The organism is Pseudomonas sp. G7(2022) (assembly GCF_052660475.1).
This window is the reverse complement of the sequence record NZ_CP109659.1, coordinates 1,244,169-1,262,776: the sequence shown is the minus strand read 5'-3', so window position 1 is coordinate 1,262,776 and position 18,608 is coordinate 1,244,169. Positions and strand designations below refer to the sequence as shown.

At 60.6% G+C, this 18,608-nt stretch carries 17 protein-coding genes; 14 read left to right on the top strand and 3 right to left on the bottom strand.

The window, feature by feature from the left end; translation table 11 throughout:
• The first annotated feature begins 6 nt into the window (after nucleotides 1-6).
• The 3 genes from dapC (at nucleotide 7) to NE357_RS05575 (ending at nucleotide 3,040) form a co-directional block, all read left to right on the top strand.
• Entirely contained in the window at nucleotides 7-1,206 is a 1,200-nt protein-coding gene (gene dapC / locus NE357_RS05585) for a succinyldiaminopimelate transaminase (protein ID WP_085712836.1), read from the top strand.
• Between the two features lie 168 nt (nucleotides 1,207-1,374).
• Nucleotides 1,375-2,106 (top strand): M12 family metallopeptidase, encoded by a 732-nt coding sequence (locus tag NE357_RS05580; RefSeq protein WP_169429058.1) that lies wholly within the window; start codon nucleotides 1,375-1,377, stop codon nucleotides 2,104-2,106.
• Between the two features lie 343 nt (nucleotides 2,107-2,449).
• Complete coding sequence (locus NE357_RS05575) at nucleotides 2,450-3,040, top strand: hypothetical protein (protein ID WP_349306014.1); 591 nt, start codon at nucleotides 2,450-2,452, stop codon at nucleotides 3,038-3,040.
• 23 nt (nucleotides 3,041-3,063) lie between these two features.
• On the opposite strand, the gene NE357_RS05570 is transcribed toward NE357_RS05575, so the two are convergent.
• Nucleotides 3,064-4,695, bottom strand: a complete 1,632-nt coding sequence (locus NE357_RS05570; protein ID WP_169429056.1) for a Na+/H+ antiporter — start codon at nucleotides 4,693-4,695, stop codon at nucleotides 3,064-3,066.
• A 237-nt stretch (nucleotides 4,696-4,932) separates the two neighbouring features.
• Between NE357_RS05570 and NE357_RS05565 the strand changes: the two genes are divergently transcribed.
• From NE357_RS05565 to NE357_RS05550, 4 genes are all read left to right on the top strand, one after another.
• Nucleotides 4,933-5,241, top strand: coding sequence for an arsenate reductase (locus NE357_RS05565; RefSeq protein ID WP_042607053.1), 309 nt, complete (start codon nucleotides 4,933-4,935; stop codon nucleotides 5,239-5,241).
• 31 nt (nucleotides 5,242-5,272) lie between these two features.
• A complete protein-coding gene (dapD, locus tag NE357_RS05560; protein WP_169429055.1) occupies nucleotides 5,273-6,307 on the top strand; it encodes a 2,3,4,5-tetrahydropyridine-2,6-dicarboxylate N-succinyltransferase in 1,035 nt (344 codons plus the stop codon).
• Between the two features lie 148 nt (nucleotides 6,308-6,455).
• Nucleotides 6,456-7,661 (top strand): aminotransferase class V-fold PLP-dependent enzyme, encoded by a 1,206-nt coding sequence (locus NE357_RS05555; RefSeq protein ID WP_169429054.1) that lies wholly within the window; start codon nucleotides 6,456-6,458, stop codon nucleotides 7,659-7,661.
• On the top strand, nucleotides 7,658-8,062 hold the full coding sequence (locus NE357_RS05550) for a SufE family protein (protein WP_169429053.1): 405 nt from the start codon (nucleotides 7,658-7,660) through the stop codon (nucleotides 8,060-8,062). The genes NE357_RS05555 and NE357_RS05550 overlap by 4 nt, the downstream gene beginning before the upstream one ends.
• A 31-nt stretch (nucleotides 8,063-8,093) precedes the next feature.
• On the opposite strand, the gene tcdA is transcribed toward NE357_RS05550, so the two are convergent.
• Entirely contained in the window at nucleotides 8,094-8,906 is an 813-nt protein-coding gene (gene tcdA / locus NE357_RS05545) for a tRNA cyclic N6-threonylcarbamoyladenosine(37) synthase TcdA (protein WP_169429052.1), read from the bottom strand.
• A gap of 273 nt (nucleotides 8,907-9,179) precedes the next feature.
• On the opposite strand from tcdA, the gene NE357_RS05540 reads away from it, so the two are divergent.
• The 4 genes from NE357_RS05540 to NE357_RS05525 all read left to right on the top strand — a co-directional run bounded on the left by NE357_RS05540 (nucleotide 9,180) and on the right by NE357_RS05525 (nucleotide 14,284).
• A complete protein-coding gene (locus NE357_RS05540; RefSeq protein ID WP_169429051.1) occupies nucleotides 9,180-11,771 on the top strand; it encodes a glycosyltransferase in 2,592 nt (863 codons plus the stop codon).
• Between the two features lie 98 nt (nucleotides 11,772-11,869).
• Entirely contained in the window at nucleotides 11,870-13,021 is a 1,152-nt protein-coding gene (gene dapE, locus NE357_RS05535; RefSeq protein WP_169429050.1) for a succinyl-diaminopimelate desuccinylase, read from the top strand.
• Complete coding sequence (locus NE357_RS05530) at nucleotides 13,021-13,830, top strand: putative RNA methyltransferase (RefSeq protein WP_169429049.1); 810 nt, start codon at nucleotides 13,021-13,023, stop codon at nucleotides 13,828-13,830. Before dapE ends, NE357_RS05530 begins: the two co-directional genes overlap by 1 nt.
• A 76-nt stretch (nucleotides 13,831-13,906) precedes the next feature.
• Nucleotides 13,907-14,284, top strand: coding sequence for a hypothetical protein (locus NE357_RS05525; protein WP_169429048.1), 378 nt, complete (start codon nucleotides 13,907-13,909; stop codon nucleotides 14,282-14,284).
• A gap of 153 nt (nucleotides 14,285-14,437) precedes the next feature.
• On the opposite strand, the gene NE357_RS05520 is transcribed toward NE357_RS05525, so the two are convergent.
• Complete coding sequence (locus NE357_RS05520; protein WP_007954750.1) at nucleotides 14,438-14,647, bottom strand: cold shock domain-containing protein; 210 nt, start codon at nucleotides 14,645-14,647, stop codon at nucleotides 14,438-14,440.
• A 237-nt stretch (nucleotides 14,648-14,884) separates the two neighbouring features.
• Here NE357_RS05520 and plsB point away from each other — a divergent pair, with 237 nt between their 5' ends.
• The 3 genes from plsB (at nucleotide 14,885) to NE357_RS05505 (ending at nucleotide 18,605) form a co-directional block, all read left to right on the top strand.
• Nucleotides 14,885-17,383: a glycerol-3-phosphate 1-O-acyltransferase PlsB gene (gene plsB / locus NE357_RS05515; protein ID WP_169429047.1), complete on the top strand. Its 2,499-nt coding sequence runs from the start codon at nucleotides 14,885-14,887 to the stop codon at nucleotides 17,381-17,383.
• Between the two features lie 91 nt (nucleotides 17,384-17,474).
• Nucleotides 17,475-18,161: a hypothetical protein gene (locus tag NE357_RS05510; protein WP_169429046.1), complete on the top strand. Its 687-nt coding sequence runs from the start codon at nucleotides 17,475-17,477 to the stop codon at nucleotides 18,159-18,161.
• A 45-nt stretch (nucleotides 18,162-18,206) separates the two neighbouring features.
• Nucleotides 18,207-18,605 (top strand): YbaY family lipoprotein, encoded by a 399-nt coding sequence (locus tag NE357_RS05505; RefSeq protein WP_169429045.1) that lies wholly within the window; start codon nucleotides 18,207-18,209, stop codon nucleotides 18,603-18,605.
• Nucleotides 18,606-18,608 lie beyond the last annotated feature (3 nt).

Below are 18,608 nucleotides of genomic sequence, written 5' to 3'. Positions count from 1 at the left end.
GCACCGATGAACAACGCTCTGACCCAGTTGCAGCCCTACCCGTTCGAAAAGCTCCGCGCCCTGCTCGGCAGCGTCACGCCGAACCCGGACAAGCGCCCGATCGCGCTGTCCATCGGCGAGCCGAAACACCGCTCGCCAAGCTTTGTCGCCGAGGCGCTGGCGAACAATCTGGATCAGATGGCGGTGTACCCGACCACCCTTGGCATTCCGGCCCTGCGCGAAGCCATTGCCGCCTGGTGCGAACGTCGCTTCAACGTGCCGAGCGGCTGGATCGACCCGGCGCGCAACGTGCTGCCGGTCAACGGCACCCGTGAAGCGCTGTTCGCTTTCACCCAGACCGTGGTCAACCGCGGCGACGATGCATTGGTGGTCAGCCCGAACCCGTTCTATCAGATCTACGAAGGCGCAGCGTTCCTCGCCGGTGCCAAACCGCACTACTTGCCATGCCTGGACGAGAACGGCTTCAACCCGGACTTCGACGCGGTTTCGCCGGACATCTGGAAGCGCTGCCAGATCCTGTTCCTGTGCTCGCCGGGCAACCCGACCGGCGCGCTGATTCCGGTCGACGTGCTGAAAAAACTGATCGCCCTGGCCGACGAATACGACTTTGTGATCGCCGCCGACGAGTGCTACAGCGAGCTGTACTTCGACGAGCAGACCCCGCCGCCGGGCCTGCTCAGCGCTTGCGCCGAACTGGGTCGCAAGGACTTCAAGCGCTGCGTGGTGTTCCACAGCCTGTCCAAGCGTTCGAACCTGCCGGGCCTGCGCTCCGGTTTTGTTGCCGGCGATGCCGACATCCTCAAGGGCTTCCTGCTGTATCGCACCTACCACGGCTGCGCGATGCCGGTTCAGACGCAACTGGCCAGTGTTGCCGCATGGAACGACGAAGTGCATGTACGTGCCAACCGTGCGCTGTATCGGGAGAAGTTCGATGCCGTGCTGGCGATCCTCAGCCCCGTGATGGATGTACAGCGTCCGGATGGCAGCTTCTACCTGTGGCCAAACGTGCAAGGTGATGACGCAGCATTCTGCCGTGATCTGTTTGCCGAGGAACATGTAACTGTGGTGCCGGGTTCGTACCTGTCCCGGGATGTCGACGGGGTCAACCCCGGTGCAGGCCGCGTGCGCATGGCGCTGGTCGCGCCGCTGGCGGAGTGTGTGGAAGCGGCCGAACGCATCCGCGATTTCGTCCTGCGTCACAAGTAATGGCTGAACGTCCGTGCCGGGCAATCCGGCACGGGCACTTCATACATCAGGTTACAGATCCTCCAACTATTTACTCCACTTCCCTGTCGGCCAGACGTTAGTCTTGAACCGCGCACAATCGCGCGCTCAACTGCATTCAAAACTTTAAACTTCAAGGAAGAAGTCGACATGGACACTCTATTGGATTGCCAGCTCGTTCAGTGGCCCGATGATCAAGCCGCCTACACCGCAGCCATCAATGAAAACCCCGCCAATGCCGGTACAAGTTCCGGTACTCGACGTAAACGCTCCATCGTTCACTATTCAAAACTCTGGGCCAACGGGCGAACCCTGAAAGTGGCTTTCATGGATTCACCGGATGCCGACCACAAACAAAAGATTATCGCGGCTGCCAGCCAATGGTTACCGTACATCAACCTTAAATTTGAATTTGTCGATGATTTGAAAGGCGACATCCGGATCGCAACAAAAAACAATAACAACAGCTCGATGCTGGGCACTGACGCCTTGTTGATCCACCCCGACCACCCCACCATGAATCTTGGAGTGAAGCCGCAGCACGAAGACTTCGAGGTCATCGTGATCCACGAATTCGGCCACGCACTGGGCGCGATGCATGAGCACCAGCACCCCAGGGCCAATATTCCGTGGGATAAGCCAAAAGTATACGAGTTCTATAAAACCCGTGAAATGAATCCCCTGACCGAAGAACAGGTGGACAGGAATCTGTTCGCATCTTTCGACACACTGGACGCGATCTACACTTCCTACGATCGAAAATCGATCATGCATCATCCTGTGGCAAATACATTGACTGTGGGCAACTGGGAAATACCGATCAATCGACGAATCAGTAAAAAAGACAAACGGCTCATGCGACTGCTTTACCCGAAACAATAAAAACACCTGTAGTACATCGTTCGCGAGGTGCAACACCTCGCGAACTTTCAACATCACGAAATACCCTTCAACTTCATTCATTCCGCACTCTACATTAACTTATGGCCGCCCCTGCCTTCCGGCTCAACCTGCCCGGAATAAACAGCAGCCCACTGAATCAATATAAGTACGGATAGATAACATGAACGCCACAACACTTTGCCTGACAGAAAAACCGGTGTCTTTCCACCGCGCCCATGAAGTTGCCATCGCCGAAAATCCTGCCAATGCAGGAAACTCGGTATCCGCTCGTAAAAAACGAGCCGTCGGGAAACACACTTACTTCTGGGCGCCAGGCCGGAGCTTGCGTATCGCCTTCCTGAGTGGGGATCAAGCATTCAAGGACGCCGTCAAAGCCGCGGCCAACAACTGGCTGCCCCATATCAACCTGACGTTCAATTTTGTAGAGGGTGAGTCAGGGGATATCCGTATCAGCAGCGAACCCGGCATTTACTGGTCGATGATCGGAACCAACGCGCTGCTGATCGACGAAGGCCCGACCATGCGGCTGTCGCCTGACTTGCGCACCCCGGCATTTTTCGCCGCCAATGTCATGCACGAGTTCGGACATGCGCTGGGGGCCGAACATGAGCACCTTCATCCGGCGTCAAACATTCCGTGGAACAAGCCTGCGGTTTACGCCGCGCACGGGGTGGCCGAAGACGCCGATGAGGGCGATTACGCACGTCGATCTGTCGATGAACGCTACTTCAACCTGCTCGACGCCAGCGATTTCGACTACACGCCTTACGATCCGAAGTCGATCATGCATTACGCCGTGCGCCAGAACTGGACCCTTGGCGACTTCAAGATTGATCTGAATCTGGTGCTCAGCGACAAGGACAAGGCGTTCATGGCGAAGGCCTATCCGTTCCCTGCGGCACAAACGGCGTAACCGCATGGGACAGGTCGACGCGATTATTTGACCTGCCCCAGATTCGCCTCACTCAAATCCAGCTCCCCCAACACTTCACGCAACACGTCATCGCCAATCTGGTGCTGACGACTCAGGCTGTACAACTCAAGGCGTTGCGCGCGCAGCGCTTTGAGGCGCAAACGGCGTTCGAGCAGATCCATCTGGAATGCCAGCGCCTGAGCTTCGGCCGAATCGTTGAACACCTCCAGTTGATGGCGATACTCGGACATGATCCGCGCCTTGAGCTCCGCCGACAACGCCGCTTGCGCAGCGTCCTGCGGGGTGACCTCTTCGATCTCCAGCGCATGAATCGCCGCTTCGGCGGTCTTGCGCCAGGCGTCGTGGACTTCCTGGCGGCGCTTGTCGTCGGGGCTTTTCTGGATTCCGCGCAGCAGCAACGGCAAGGCGATGCAGGCTGCCACCAGCGACATCAGGATCACCCCGGCGGCGATGAAGATCAGCAGATCACGTTCCGGAAAGGCCTCGCTGCCCATCAGCATCGGCACCGACATCACGCCCGCCAGGGTGACTGCACCGCGCACCCCGCCGACGGTCAGCAGCCAGCAGGAACGAGCGGTCGGCACCTGCGTCAGCTCGCCCTTGCCGCGTAACCGTCGCAACAGCACCGACAGACGCCAGATGCTTTGGACCCAGATGAAGCGAAGCAGCACCAGCGCCAGGAAAATAGCCATCACGTCGAGGCAGCGGTAAAGCAGCGTCGGCCACAACGACGTTTCGTGGCTGACCACCGCTTTGATGATGTCCGGCAATTGCAGGCCGAGCAGCAGGAAGATCAATCCGTTGAAGGCAAACTCCAGCAGCGACCACACGCTGCGATTGAGCAGGCGGGTGCTGGTCTGGCGCGGCAGCAGATCAAGCCAGCTCTGCATCATCCCCGCTGCCACCGCCGAGAGAATGCCCGAGGCGCCGAGTCGCTCGGCCAATACGTAAGCGGCAAACGGCAGCAGCAACATGAACACCACATGAGTGGCGGGATCGTCCCAGCCCCGGGCGATCATCCAGGCGCGCAAGCGGCCCACCAGCCAGCTCAGTGCAACACCGACCGCCAGCCCGCCAACCGCCACCAGCACAAACGTCAGGCTCGCATTGGCCAGCGAGAATGCACCGGTGACCGCCGCCGCCAGCGCGAACTTGAAGGTCACCAGACCCGATGCATCATTCATCAACGCTTCGCCTTGCAGCATGTGCATCAACGGTGTCGGCAAGCGGTTCTGCGAAATCGCCGACACAGCCACGGCGTCGGTCGGCGACAGTACCGCCGCCAGCGCGAACGCCACCGGCAATGGAATCGTCGGCAGCAGCCAGTGAATGAAATAGCCGGCACCGACCACGGTGAACAGCACCAGCCCGACCGCCAGCGTCAGCACCGGCCCGCGCAGACGCCACAATTCGCGTTTGGGCATGCGCCAGCCATCAGAGAACAACAGCGGCGGCAGGAACAGAAACAGGAACAGTTCGGGATCCAGAGCCACATGCAGGCCAAGAGTCGGCCAGGCCAGCAAGGCTCCGGCGGCGATCTGCACCAATGGCAGCGGCAACGGGATGACCCGTCCGACCAGACGCGAGACGCTGACCAGCATCAGCAGGATCAGGACGGTATAAGCGGTTTGCATAAAGCGGAAATCCCGGACAATCGACAGCGTTGAACTGCCATATTAGCCGCTTAGGCTCTGCGTGACCGTTGCACCTATGTCGCAGCCCCCGTCCGGGAAATCAACCTCGGCCGCCGCGAAACGGTTTGGTCATGGCATAATCCGACACCATTTTTTTTCAGCACCTGTAAAGGGGGCGATTCCTTGACCGTTTCAAGCAAAACGTTGCACCTTTTCGGCATCAAAGCCTGCGACACCATGAAGAAGGCGCGCACCTGGCTCGATGAACACGCTGTCAGCTACGACTTCCACGATTACAAGACTGCCGGCATTGATCGCGAGCACCTGACCCAATGGTGCGACGAGCATGGCTGGCAAACGGTGTTGAACCGTGCGGGCACGACCTTTCGCAAACTCGACGACGAACGCAAAGCCGATCTCGACCAGTCGAAAGCCATCGAACTGATGCTCGCTCAACCCTCGATGATCAAGCGCCCGGTGCTCGATCTCGGTGACCGAACCCTGATTGGCTTCAAGCCAGATATCTACGCGGCCGCCCTCAAGTAAGCAGCCCGTCACTTTTTGTAGAGGTATTCACATGTCCAACTCTCTGTTCAGTATCGCCTTCGGCGTCGGCACCCAGAACCGTCAAGGGGCGTGGCTTGAAGTGTTCTACGCCCAGCCGCTGTTGAATCCTTCGGCCGAACTCGTCGCCGCTGTTGCACCGATCCTCGGCTACACCGAAGGCAACCAGGCCATCACCTTCACCACCGCACAAGCCGCCCAACTGGCTGAAGCCGTGAAAGGCATCGATGCGGTACAGGGCAAGTTGCTGACCCGTCTGGCCGAAAGCCACAAGCCGCTGGTCGCCACCCTGCTGGCCGAAGACGCGCAACTGACTTCGACCCCTGAGGCGTACCTCAAACTGCACCTGCTGTCCCATCGTCTGGTCAAGCCTCACGGCGTAAGCCTGGCCGGGATCTTCCCGCTGCTGCCGAACGTGGCCTGGACCAGCCAGGGCGCCATCGACCTGAGCGAACTGGCCGAGCTGCAACTCGAAGCCCGTCTGCGCGGCGAGCTGCTGGAAGTGTTCTCGGTGGACAAGTTCCCGAAAATGACCGACTACGTGGTACCGGCCGGCGTGCGTATCGCTGACGCCGCACGTCTGCGTCTGGGCGCCTATGTGGGCGAAGGCACCACCGTGATGCACGAAGGTTTCGTCAACTTCAACGCCGGCACCGAAGGTCCGGGCATGATCGAAGGCCGCGTCTCCGCTGGCGTGTTTGTCGGCAAGGGTTCGGACCTGGGCGGCGGTTGCTCGACCATGGGCACCCTGTCGGGTGGCGGCAACATCGTGATCAAGGTTGGCGAAGGCTGCCTGATCGGCGCCAACGCCGGTATCGGTATCCCGTTGGGCGACCGCAACACCGTCGAGTCGGGCCTGTACGTGACGGCCGGCACCAAGGTGGCTCTGCTGGACGAGCACAACAACCTGGTCAAAGTGGTCAAGGCCCGTGAACTGGCCGGCCAGACTGACCTGCTGTTCCGTCGCAATTCGGAAACCGGTGCCGTGGAATGCAAGACCCACAAATCGGCGATCGAACTGAACGAAGCGCTGCACGCTCACAACTAAGCGCCGCTGTGACCTCCAGTGGGAGCGGGCTTGCTCGCGAAGACGGTGTGTCAGTCACCCTTGATTTCGACTGACACGACGCATTCGCGAGCAAGCCCGCTCCCACAAGGTTCGGTGTATATCCGCCCAAGTTCACAGGGCTGAACAGATGATGATTCCCTCCCCCTGGCGCGCCGACTTCCCGGCCATCGCCGCCCTGCAACGGCAAGACCAGACCTATCTGGACAACGCCGCCACCACGCAAAAACCCCAGGCTCTGCTCGACGCGCTGGCGCATTACTACGCCAATGGCGCGGCCAACGTGCACCGTGCCCAGCACCTGCCCGGCGCCCACGCCACGCAGGCGTTCGAGGACAGTCGCCTGAAGGTTGCCCAGTGGCTGAATGCCGGTGACAGCGGGCAGATCATCTTCACCCACGGCGCCACCAGTGCGCTGAATCTGCTGGCCTATGGCCTGGAACCTCTTTTCCATCCGGGCGATGAAATTGTCATCAGCGCCCTGGAGCATCACGCCAATCTGCTGCCGTGGCAGCAACTGGCACAACGTCGCGACCTGAAACTGGTGATACTGCCGCTGTACGATGACGGCGTGATCGACCTCGCTGCTGCCGTTCACCTGATCGGCCCGCGCACCCGCTTGCTGGCGGTCAGCCAGTTGTCCAACGTGCTTGGCGCGTGGCAACCGTTGCCGGCCCTGCTGGCGATGGCCAAGGCACAAAATGCGTTGACCGTCGTCGATGGCGCTCAAGGCGTGGTCCACGGCCGGCATGACGTGCAGGCACTGGGTTGCGACTTTTACGTGTTTTCCAGCCACAAACTGTACGGCCCCGATGGCCTCGGCGTGCTGTTCGGGCGCAACAGCGCACTTGAGCAACTGCGGCCGTGGCAGTTCGGCGGCGAAATGGTACTGGAAGCCAATTATCACGAATCCCGTTTCCGCCCTGCTCCACTGGGTTTCGAAGCGGGCACGCCGCCGATTGCCAGCGTGATCGGCCTCGGTGCGACCCTCGACTATCTGGCCGGTCTGGATCAGGACGCGGTGGCCGCCCACGAAGCGGCGCTGCACGATTACCTGTTGCGTGGTCTCGCCGCCCGCAACGGCATTCGTCTGTTGGGCAAACCGCAACTGGCGCTGGCCAGTTTTGTCGTCGAAGGCGTACACAACGCCGATCTCGCGCACTTGCTGACCGAACAGGGCATCGCTGTACGTGCCGGGCACCACTGCGCGATGCCGCTGCTCAAGCGATTCGAACTGGCCGGGGCGATTCGCGTGTCGCTGGCGCTGTACAACGATTCCGAAGATCTGGAGCGTTTCTTTGAAGCGCTGGATCAGGCGCTGGAGCTATTGCGATGAGCCTGCCGGTCGAGGCCGCCGAAGCGCTGCAAACGTTTCAGAACGCCGCGGGCTGGGAACAGCGGGCGCGGCTGTTGATGCAGTTGGGTGATCGCCTGCCGCCGTTGAGCGATGCGGACAAATGCGAGGCCAACCGTGTGCACGGCTGTGAAAGTCAGGTGTGGCTGGTTGGCGAATTGCGCGACGGTCACTGGCAGTTCGCGGCGAGCAGCGATGCGCGGATGATTCGCGGATTGGTGGCGTTGCTGCTGTTGCGGGTCAACGGCTTGTCTGCCGCTGAGTTGCAGCAAATCGATCTGCCGGACTGGTTCAATCAACTGGGGCTGTCGCGGCAGTTGTCGCCGTCGCGCAGCAACGGCTTGAATGCCGTGCTGCAGCGGATGAACGAGCTGGCGCAGTAAAAGGGCTGCTGCGCAGCCCTGGGCTTCACGCCTAAGACTTGACCCGATCCGCCGGGCGCCGAACACCCGCCACAATCTTGTCCACGGCCTTGGTCGCCGCGACCATGCCGAATGTCGCCGTCACCATCATCACCGCGCCAAACCCGCCGGCGCAGTCCAGCTTCACGCCATCGCCGACAAAACTCTTCTGCAGGCAGATGCTGCCGTCCGGTTTCGGGTAACGCAATTGTTCGGTGGAGAACACGCACGGCACGCTGTAGTGACGGGTCACAGTGCGCGAGAAGCCGTAATCGCGACGCAGAGTGGAGCGCACTTTCGAGGCCAGAGGATCATTGAAAGTACGGTTGAGGTCGCAGACCTGAATCAGCGTCGGATCGATCTGCCCGCCGGCGCCGCCGGTGGTGATGATCTGGATCTTGCGGCGCTTGCACCAGGCGATCAGCGCGGCTTTTGCGTTGACGGCGTCAATGCAGTCGATCACGCAGTCGATGTTCGGCGTGATGTATTCGGCCATGGTGTCGCGGGTGACGAAGTCCGCCACCGCGTGCACCTTGCAGTCCGGGTTGATCCCGCGCAGACGCTCGGCCATCACCTCGACCTTGGGCTTGCCGACGGTGCTGTCCAGCGCGTGCAACTGGCGGTTGGCGTTGCTGACGCAGACGTCGTCGAGGTCGAACAGCGAAATCTCGCCGACCCCGCAACGGGCCATGGCTTCCGCCGCCCAGGAACCGACGCCGCCAACGCCGACAATCGCCACATGGGCTGCACGCAGGCGCTCGAGGCCCTCGATTCCATACAAACGGGCGATGCCTGCAAACCGCGGATCTTCTGTACTCATGACCATTACCCCAAAAACCGGCGCGCATTATAGGGCCGTCGGCGGCCAAGAGCACCTTTGCGCTATGAACGGCGAACCTGCCTGCTTTAATTAAAGCTGCACGTAACAAAGATTTGCCTTACATGCTGAAACGAAAGAACTTAAGTCGGGTTGGATTGCCCAACGTCCGGCATTTCCCTGTCTGTTGTAGGACTCGGCGAACTGCCGGTGTAGGATGCGCGCCCTCAGGCGTCAACCAGCCGACCCTTCGTTCCACAGACCTTGGAACCCGACACAGCTATGTCATCGCGTAAATTTGGACTCAACCTGGTGGTGGTTCTGGCAATCGCCGCCCTGTTCACCGGTTTCTGGGCGCTGATCAACCGCCCCGTCTCCGCGCCGAACTGGCCGGAGCAGATCTCCGGTTTCTCCTATTCACCGTTCCAGCAAGGACAGTTCCCGCAGAAGGATCAGTATCCGTCCGACGATGAAATGCGCCGCGACCTGGAGATCATGAGCAAGCTGACGGACAACATCCGCATCTACTCGGTCGACGGCTCCCTGCAGGACATCCCGAAACTGGCCGAAGAATTCGGCCTGCGCGTGACGCTGGGGATCTGGATCAGCCCTGACCAGGAGCGCAACGAGCGGGAAATCACCCGCGCCATCGAACTGGCCAACACTTCGCGCAGTGTGGTTCGCGTAGTGGTCGGTAACGAAGCGATCTTCCGCAAGGAAATCACTGCCCAGGAACTCAGCGTGCTGCTCGACCGCGTGCGCGCGGCCGTGAAAGTACCGGTGACCACCTCCGAACAGTGGCACGTCTGGGAAGAGCACCCGGAGCTGGCCAAGCACGTCGACCTGATCGCCGCGCACGTTCTGCCTTACTGGGAATTCATTCCAGTGGACAAGGCCGGGCAGTTCGTTTTCGACCGCGCCCGCGACCTGAAAAAGATGTTCCCGAAAAAGCCGCTGCTGCTGTCCGAAGTGGGCTGGCCGAGCAACGGCCGCATGCGCGGTGGTGCCGATGCTTCGCCGGCGGATCAGGCCATCTACCTGCGCACGCTGGTCAACAAACTCAACCGTCAGGGCTTCAACTACTTCGTGATCGAAGCGTTTGACCAGCCGTGGAAGGCCAGCGACGAAGGTTCGGTCGGCGCCTACTGGGGCGTGTTCAACGCCGCGCGCCAGCAGAAATTCAACTTCGAAGGCCCGGTGGTGGCGATCCCGCAATGGCGCGTGCTGGCCATTGGCTCGGTAGTGCTGGCGCTGTTGTCGCTGACCCTGCTGATGATCGACGGCTCGGCCCTGCGCCAGCGCGGTCGTACCTTCCTGACCTTTATCGCGTTCCTGTGTGGTTCGGTGCTGGTGTGGATCGGTTACGACTACAGCCAGCAATACAGCACGTGGTTCAGCCTGACGGTGGGTTTCCTACTGGCGCTCGGTGCGCTCGGGGTATTCATCGTGTTGCTGACCGAGGCTCACGAACTGGCCGAGGCGGTGTGGATTCACAAGCGTCGCCGTGAATTCCTGCCGGTGGTCGGCGACTCGAACTACCGCCCGAAGGTCTCGATTCACGTGCCTTGCTACAACGAGCCGCCGGAGATGGTCAAACAGACCCTCGACGCCCTGGCCAACCTCGACTATCCGGACTTCGAAGTCCTGATCATCGACAATAACACCAAGGACCCGGCGGTCTGGGAACCGGTGCGCGACTACTGCGAAACCCTCGGTCCACGCTTCAAGTTCTTCCACGTCTCGCCCCTGGCCGGTTTCAAGGGCGGCGCGCTGAACTACCTGATCCCGCACACCGCCAAGGACGCCGAAGTGATCGCGGTGATCGACTCCGACTACTGCGTGCACCCCAACTGGCTCAAACACATGGTGCCGCACTTCGCCGATCCGAAAATCGCCGTGGTGCAGTCGCCGCAGGATTACCGCGATCAGAACGAAAGCACCTTCAAGAAGCTCTGCTACGCCGAATACAAAGGCTTCTTCCACATCGGCATGGTCACCCGCAACGACCGCGACGCGATCATCCAGCACGGCACCATGACCATGACCCGTCGCTCGGTTCTGGAAGAACTGGGCTGGGCCGACTGGTGCATCTGTGAAGACGCCGAACTCGGACTTCGCGTGTTCGAGAAAGGCCTGTCGGCTGCGTATTACCACGACAGTTACGGCAAGGGTCTGATGCCGGACACCTTCATCGACTTCAAGAAGCAGCGTTTCCGCTGGGCCTACGGTGCGATCCAGATCATCAAGCGTCACACCCGCAGCCTGCTGCGCGGCAAGGACACCGAGCTGACTCGCGGCCAGCGTTACCACTTCCTCGCGGGCTGGCTGCCGTGGGTCGCGGACGGCATGAACATCTTCTTCACCGTTGGCGCGCTGTTGTGGTCGGCGGCGATGATCATCGTGCCGCAACGGGTCGATCCGCCGCTGCTGATCTTTGCGATCCCGCCGCTGGCGCTGTTCGTGTTCAAGGTCGGCAAGATCATCTTCCTCTACCGTCGCGCCGTGGGCGTGAACCTCAAGGATGCATTCTGCGCGGCACTGGCCGGTCTGGCGTTGTCGCACACCATCGCCAAAGCGGTGCTGTACGGCTTCTTCACCAGCAGCATTCCGTTCTTCCGCACCCCGAAAAACGCCGACAACCATGGCTTCTGGGTGGCGATTTCCGAGGCCCGGGAAGAGCTGTTCATCATGCTGCTGTTATGGGGCGCGGCGCTGGGGATCTTCCTGGTGCAGGGCATTCCGAGCAACGACATGCGCTTCTGGGTGGCCATGTTGCTGGTGCAGTCGCTGCCGTACGTAGCGGCGCTGATCATGGCGTTCCTGTCGTCGCTGCCAAAACCTTCGGCGACGCCTGAACCGGCACCTGTCGTCTAATTCCTCGACCAAGCACTAAACGGCGGCCAATGGTCGCCGTTTTGCTTTAAGATAACCGCCATTTTGCGCGCCTTGCCCCCCAGCTTTCGGAGTTTTCCATGACGGCCCACGCCGACCTTTCGCCGACCCTCCAACTCGCCATCGACCTGATCCGCCGTCCGTCCGTGACGCCGGTCGACGCCGATTGCCAGAAGCAGATGATGCAGCGCCTGGGCGATGCCGGTTTCCAGCTGGAACCGATGCGCATCGAAGATGTGGATAACTTCTGGGCGACTCACGGCAAAGGCGACGGCCCGGTCCTGTGCTTCGCCGGCCACACCGACGTGGTGCCGACCGGCCCGGTGACCGCCTGGCAGATCGACCCGTTCAACGCGGTGATCGACGAGCACGGCATGCTCTGCGGGCGCGGCGCGGCGGACATGAAAGGCAGCCTGGCCTCGATGACTGTGGCGGCCGAGCGCTTCGTCGCCGATTACCCGGATCACAAGGGCAAGGTCGCGTTCCTGATCACCAGCGACGAAGAAGGCCCGGCCCATCACGGCACCAAGGCCGTGGTCGAGCGTCTGGCCGCCCGTAACGAGCGTCTGGACTGGTGCATCGTCGGCGAACCGTCGAGCACCACGCTGGTGGGCGACGTGGTGAAGAACGGTCGCCGCGGCTCCCTCGGCGCCAAACTGACTGTGCGCGGCGTGCAGGGACACGTGGCCTATCCGCACCTGGCGAAGAACCCGATCCACCTCGCTGCCCCGGCTCTGGCCGAACTGGCCGCCGAGCACTGGGATCACGGCAACGATTTCTTCCCGCCGACCAGTTTCCAGATTTCCAACGTCAATTCCGGCACCGGCGCGACCAACGTGATTCCGGGCGATCTGGTGGCGTTGTTCAACTTCCGTTTCTCCACCGAATCGACGGTTGAAGGCCTGCAGAAACGCGTGGCCGACATTCTCGACAAGCACGGCCTGGACTGGCACATCGACTGGGCGCTGTCCGGTCTGCCGTTCCTCACCGAGCCAGGCGCGCTGCTCGACGCGGTGTCGTCGAGCATCAAGGACATCACCGGTCGCGAGACCAAAGCGTCCACCAGCGGCGGTACCTCCGACGGTCGTTTCATCGCGACCATGGGCACTCAGGTTGTTGAACTGGGCCCGGTCAACGCGACCATCCACCAGGTCAACGAGCGCGTGCTGGCGGCCGATCTCGACGTACTGACCGAGATTTACTACCAGACTCTGATCAAGTTGCTTGCCTGATGCTCGCGTGCCCGATCTGCAGTGAACCGCTGAACGCGGTGGACAACGGCGTGGTCTGCCCCGCCGGCCACCGCTTCGACCGCGCGCGCCAGGGTTACCTGAACCTGTTGCCGGTGCAGCACAAGAACAGCCGCGACCCTGGCGACAATCAGGCGATGGTCGAGGCCCGCCGCGACTTTTTGAACGCCGGGCATTACGCCCCGGTGGCCAAGCGCCTGGCGGAGCTGGCGGCGGGTTATGCGCCGGCGCGCTGGGTCGATATCGGTTGTGGCGAGGGTTACTACACCGCGCAGATCGCCGAGGCCTTGCCGGACGCCGACGGCTACGCGCTGGACATCTCGAAGGAAGCGGTCAAGCGCGCCTGCAAACGCAATCCGGCGCTGACCTGGTTGATTGCGAGCATGGCCCGGGTGCCACTGGCCTCCGGCAGCTGCCAGTTTCTGGCCAGCGTTTTCAGTCCGCTGGATTGGGAAGAAGCCAAGCGCCTGCTCAGTGTCGGCGGCGGCCTGATGAAAGTCGGCCCGACCAGCGGCCACCTGATGGAACTGCGCGAACGCCTGTACGACGAAGTGCGCGAATACACCGACGACAAGCATCTGGCGCTGGTGCCGGAAGGCATGGCGCTGGCCCACAGTGAAACGCTGGAATTCAAACTGACGCTGGACAAGCCCGAGGATCGCGCCAACCTGCTGGCGATGACACCTCACGGCTGGCGCGCCAGTGCCGAACGCCGCAGGGCAGTGATCGAGCAGGCCGAGCCGTTCGTGACCACCGTGTCGATGCGCTACGATTATTTCGTTCTTCAATAACTTTTGGACTCGGGCAAGTAGCCCGGGGCCGGCTAAATCCGCGAATGGATTTTTCAGACCCGCAGTGAGGACATCCATGCGCCAACCGGACATCGAGATTTACCTGAAAGACGCCGACGTCGACCACAAGGCCATTTCCACCTGGTTGGGCGCAGCCCTTGGCCCGTGCAGCGACTGGGTACAAAAAGGCCAGACCTGGAAGTGCAAGGCCGGCAACATCCCGGTGACCTGGCTGCCGAAAGCCGTGGGCAAGTGGAACAGCCTGTACCTGGAAAGCGACCAGACGCCATGGGACGACGACATCGCTTGCGCCCGCGCCGCCTTTGCCGCGCTGAACGTTGAGGTGCGCTGCGCGCCGGGGACGTGGGTCGAGGAAGAAGGTGAGGAAACGGCGGATCGCTGGATTCGGATCAGCGCCGATGGTGAAGAAGAGATCACCTGGAAAACTGCGTAAAACCGGCGACACAGAACCAATGTGAGAGCGGGCTTGCTCGCGAATGCGATGTACCAGTCGATATCAATGCTGACTGACACACCGCATTCGCGAGCAAGTCGAAGCGTCGAACCGCCGCTCCCACAATGATTTTTGGTGTTCTGAAGATTTGCGTTACAAGCCTACAACGTCTTCAGCCTGCAAGCCCTTCTGCCCTTCCACCACCGCGTATTCAACCTGCTGACCCTCGGTCAGCGAACGGTGGCCTTCACCGCGGATCGCGCGGTAGTGCACGAATACGTCCACCCCGTCTTCGCGCTGAATGAAGCCGTAGCCCTTGGCGTCGTTGAACCACTTCACGTTGCCGGTTTCACGTGTTGCCATCTGTTCATACTCCTTTTTTATTATTGAACAGGCTTTTCGCAGGAAAGCCTTTGAGGAACGTCAGCCTGCGTCCGACGTCCATAAAAGGGCCCCGGCGACAGATCGCCGAGTATATGACAGGCGGCAAAACTCTCAACAGGAGATTACTTCGCCGCTTTTTTGCCGATTTTCGAGTAATCCGGCAAACTGTCGCCCTCCCGAGCAAACGCTCGGTTTATCCACTCACGCAGAAGCCGTATGACCCGTTCCCCGTTCCGCCGTCTTGTGTTTGGCACCTTGCGCCGACTGTTGTATCTCTGGGTTCGCTCCGAGACGATCAACCAGTCGTCGTTCACCCTCAACCTCGACCGCAGTCGTCCGGTGTTCTACGTCCTGCAAAACCCATCGCTGACCGATCTGGCGGTGGTCGATACCGAATGCACCAAGGCCGGACTGCCGCGCCCGGTGCTGCCGGTGTCAGTCGGAAATCTGTTGGAGCCGGCGGCGTTCTTCTACCTGACGCCGGACCCGGACTGGCTCGGTCGCCAGGACAAGCGCGGTGCGCCGCCGACCCTGACTCGCTTGGTCAGCGCGCTCACCCAGAACGCCGCCGAAGACGCACAGATCATTCCGGTCAGCGTGTTCTGGGGCCAGTCGCCTGACAGCGAAAACAGCCCGTGGAAGCTGCTGTTCGCCGACAGCTGGGCGGTCACCGGGCGTCTGCGTCGCCTGTTGAGCGTGATTGTCCTCGGGCGCAAGACCCGCGTGCAGTTTTCCGCGCCTATCCACCTGCGCGAACTGATCGAGCACAACAAGGGCCACGAGCGCACCGTGCGCATGGCCCAGCGGATCCTGCGGGTGCACTTTCGCAACCTCAAGGCTGCCGTGATCGGACCGGACATTTCCCACCGCCGCAACCTGGTCAAAGGCCTGCTCAACCAGCCACTGGTCAAGCAAGCGATCCTCGACGAAGCCGAACGCGAAAACATCTCCCTGGAAAAAGCCAAGGCCCAGGCCCTGCGCTACGGCAACGAAATTGCCTCGGACTACACCTACACCGCAATCCGTTTTCTGGAAGTGGTACTGAGCTGGTTCTGGAACAAGATCTACGACGGGATCAAGGTCAACCACATCGAAGGCGTGCAGAAGGTCGCCCAGGGTCACGAAGTGATCTACGTGCCGTGCCACCGCAGCCACATCGACTATCTGCTGCTGTCCTACTTGCTGTTCCGCAACGGCCTGACCCCGCCGCACATCGCCGCCGGGATCAACCTCAACATGCCGGTGATCGGCAGTCTGCTGCGCCGTGGCGGGGCGTTTTTCATGCGCCGCACGTTCAAGGGCAATCCGCTGTACACCTCGGTGTTCAACGAATACCTGCACACGCTGTTCACCAAAGGTTTCCCGGTCGAGTACTTCGTCGAAGGCGGTCGCTCCCGCACCGGGCGTATGCTGCAACCGAAAACCGGGATGCTCGCGATCACCATGCGCAGCTTCCTGCGGTCGTCGCGGATGCCGATCGTGTTCGTGCCGGTGTACATCGGTTATGAGCGCGTGCTCGAAGGCCGCACCTACCTCGGCGAACTGCGCGGCGCGAGCAAGAAGAAGGAATCGATCTTCGACATCTTCAAAGTCATCGGCGCGCTCAAGCAGCGCTTCGGCCAGGTGGCGGTGAACTTCGGCGAGCCAATCAAACTGGCGGAATTCCTCGACAGCGAACAGCCGGGCTGGCGCCAGCAGGAACTGGGCCCGCAGTTCAAACCGGCCTGGCTCAACGAAACCACCAATCGCCTGGGCGAAAAAGTCGCGCAGCATCTGAACGAAGCGGCGGCGATCAACCCGGTCAACCTGGTGGCGCTGGCGTTGCTGTCGACCACCCGCCTGGCACTCGATGACCGGGCCATGGCGCGGGTGCTGGATCTGTACCTGGCGCTGCTGCGCAAGGTTCCGTACTCGCCGCACACCACCTTGCCGGAAGGCGATGGCCGGGCGCTGATCGAGCATGTGAAGGACATGGACCTGCTGTCCGAGCAGAACGATGCGCTGGGCAAGATTCTGTATCTGGACGAGCAGAACGCCGTCCTGATGACCTACTACCGCAACAACGTGCTGCACATCTTTGCCCTGCCGGCGTTGCTGGCGAGTTTCTTCCAGAGCACTTCGCGCATGAGCCGCGAGCAGATCCTGCGCTACACCCGCGCACTGTATCCGTACCTGCAATCGGAGCTGTTCATCCGCTGGACCCTGGACGAACTGGATGCGGTGATCGATCAGTGGCTGGAAGCGTTCGTCGAACAGGGTCTGCTGCGTTTCGAGAAAGACGTCTACCTGCGCCCGGCACCGAGCTCACGACATTTCGTGCTGCTGACCCTGCTGTCGAAAAGCATCGCCCAGACCCTGCAACGCTTCTACATGACCGTATCGTTGCTGCTCAATGCCGGGCAGAACAGCATCAGCGCCGAAGAACTGGAAGACCTGTGCACGGTCATGGCCCAGCGCCTGTCGATCCTGCATGGCCTCAACGCCCCGGAATTCTTCGACAAGAGCCTGTTCCGCCACTTCATCCAGACCCTGCTCGACCTCGACGTGCTGCGTCGCGACGAAGCCGGCAAATTGAGCTATCACGAACTGCTCGGCGAACTGGCCGAAGGTGCAGCGAAACGGGTACTGCCGGCGGAGATTCGATTGTCGATCCGTCAGGTAGCGTTGCATCGTAGTGAAGATGCAGCGGAAACGGCATCCACCCCGCCCCGCTGAAACTTGAAGACAACTAACCGGCGGACCGGATCGTTTTCCGGTTAGTTGTTTTATGAATTAATGGGCTCTTTTAATCGATAAGGAAATCGATATGAGCCAGTTGAATGAATCCCCCCATACCATCAATGTAACGTTCAGTCTTCCACCCGACTTCAACGCCCCTCTCGACGGAAACAATGAAACCGTCGTCGATGTTCAACTGATCAATACACGGCAAACGACAAGCGTCAAACACTGGAGATATCCTTCCATCGTCGACGGTCAGTGGAACTTCCGGTTTCCCCACCGACTCACTGATGTCAGCGTTAAATATCGTGTCACCGTCCAGCTCTTTCACAACGGACAACCCTTGCTGCTGGAGCAGGAACATTTCGTCATTGTTCATCAGGCACCCCACCGTCAGACGCTGCATTTGAGTCCGATCGGTTACTTGTATGTTGAAGTGCAGGAACCCGAAATGATTCCACCCGAACAGGCAATCACTATCAGCCTGCATGAAAAAGAAAGTCCCGATGTCGAACTGGCGCGCGTTTCTCACGATGAGGAAACTGCCATTTCGTTTTATCTTAAATATGATCCAGCGCATGTTGTGCCGGGCAAACGGTATGCACTGACGGGGATAGAAAACAGGTATCACCAACGGCTGTCCGTATTTCCTGAAGCTATCGAACTTGTACCCGCGACACGTCCGCCCCAATCGCGCCTGTTGCGGGCAATCGAGCAGTGGCTGAATGAACCGTTACGTTTGTTCACTGACTCGTTATCCAAAATCCGCTAGATTTCCTTGGGCACCCCTCTGGCGCCCAAGTCTTTTGAGGTCCCCATGAAAAAACTTTCTCTTCTCGCCGCCGCCACCGTGTTGAGTGCTTGCCAGTCCACCACTCCAAGCGGCAAAGCGAGCCTCGACGGCGAAGTGTTCTACCTGCAACGCATCGCCCTGCCGCCAAGCGCGACCTTGAGTGTGAGCCTTCAGGACGTTTCGCTGGCCGATGCGCCCGCGGTAGTGCTCGACGAACAGAAAGGCCCGATCAAGGGACAAGTGCCGCTGCCGTTCCATTTGAGCTACGATCGGACCCAGGTCAAACCCGGCCACCGCTACTCGGTCAGCGCACGCATCGAGGTCAACGGCGAGTTGATGTTCATCACCACCGAAAACCATGCCGTGCAGCTTGATGGCAAGGATCCTCAGCCGCTGAAAGTCCGCGTCGACGCCGCCCGCTAAATC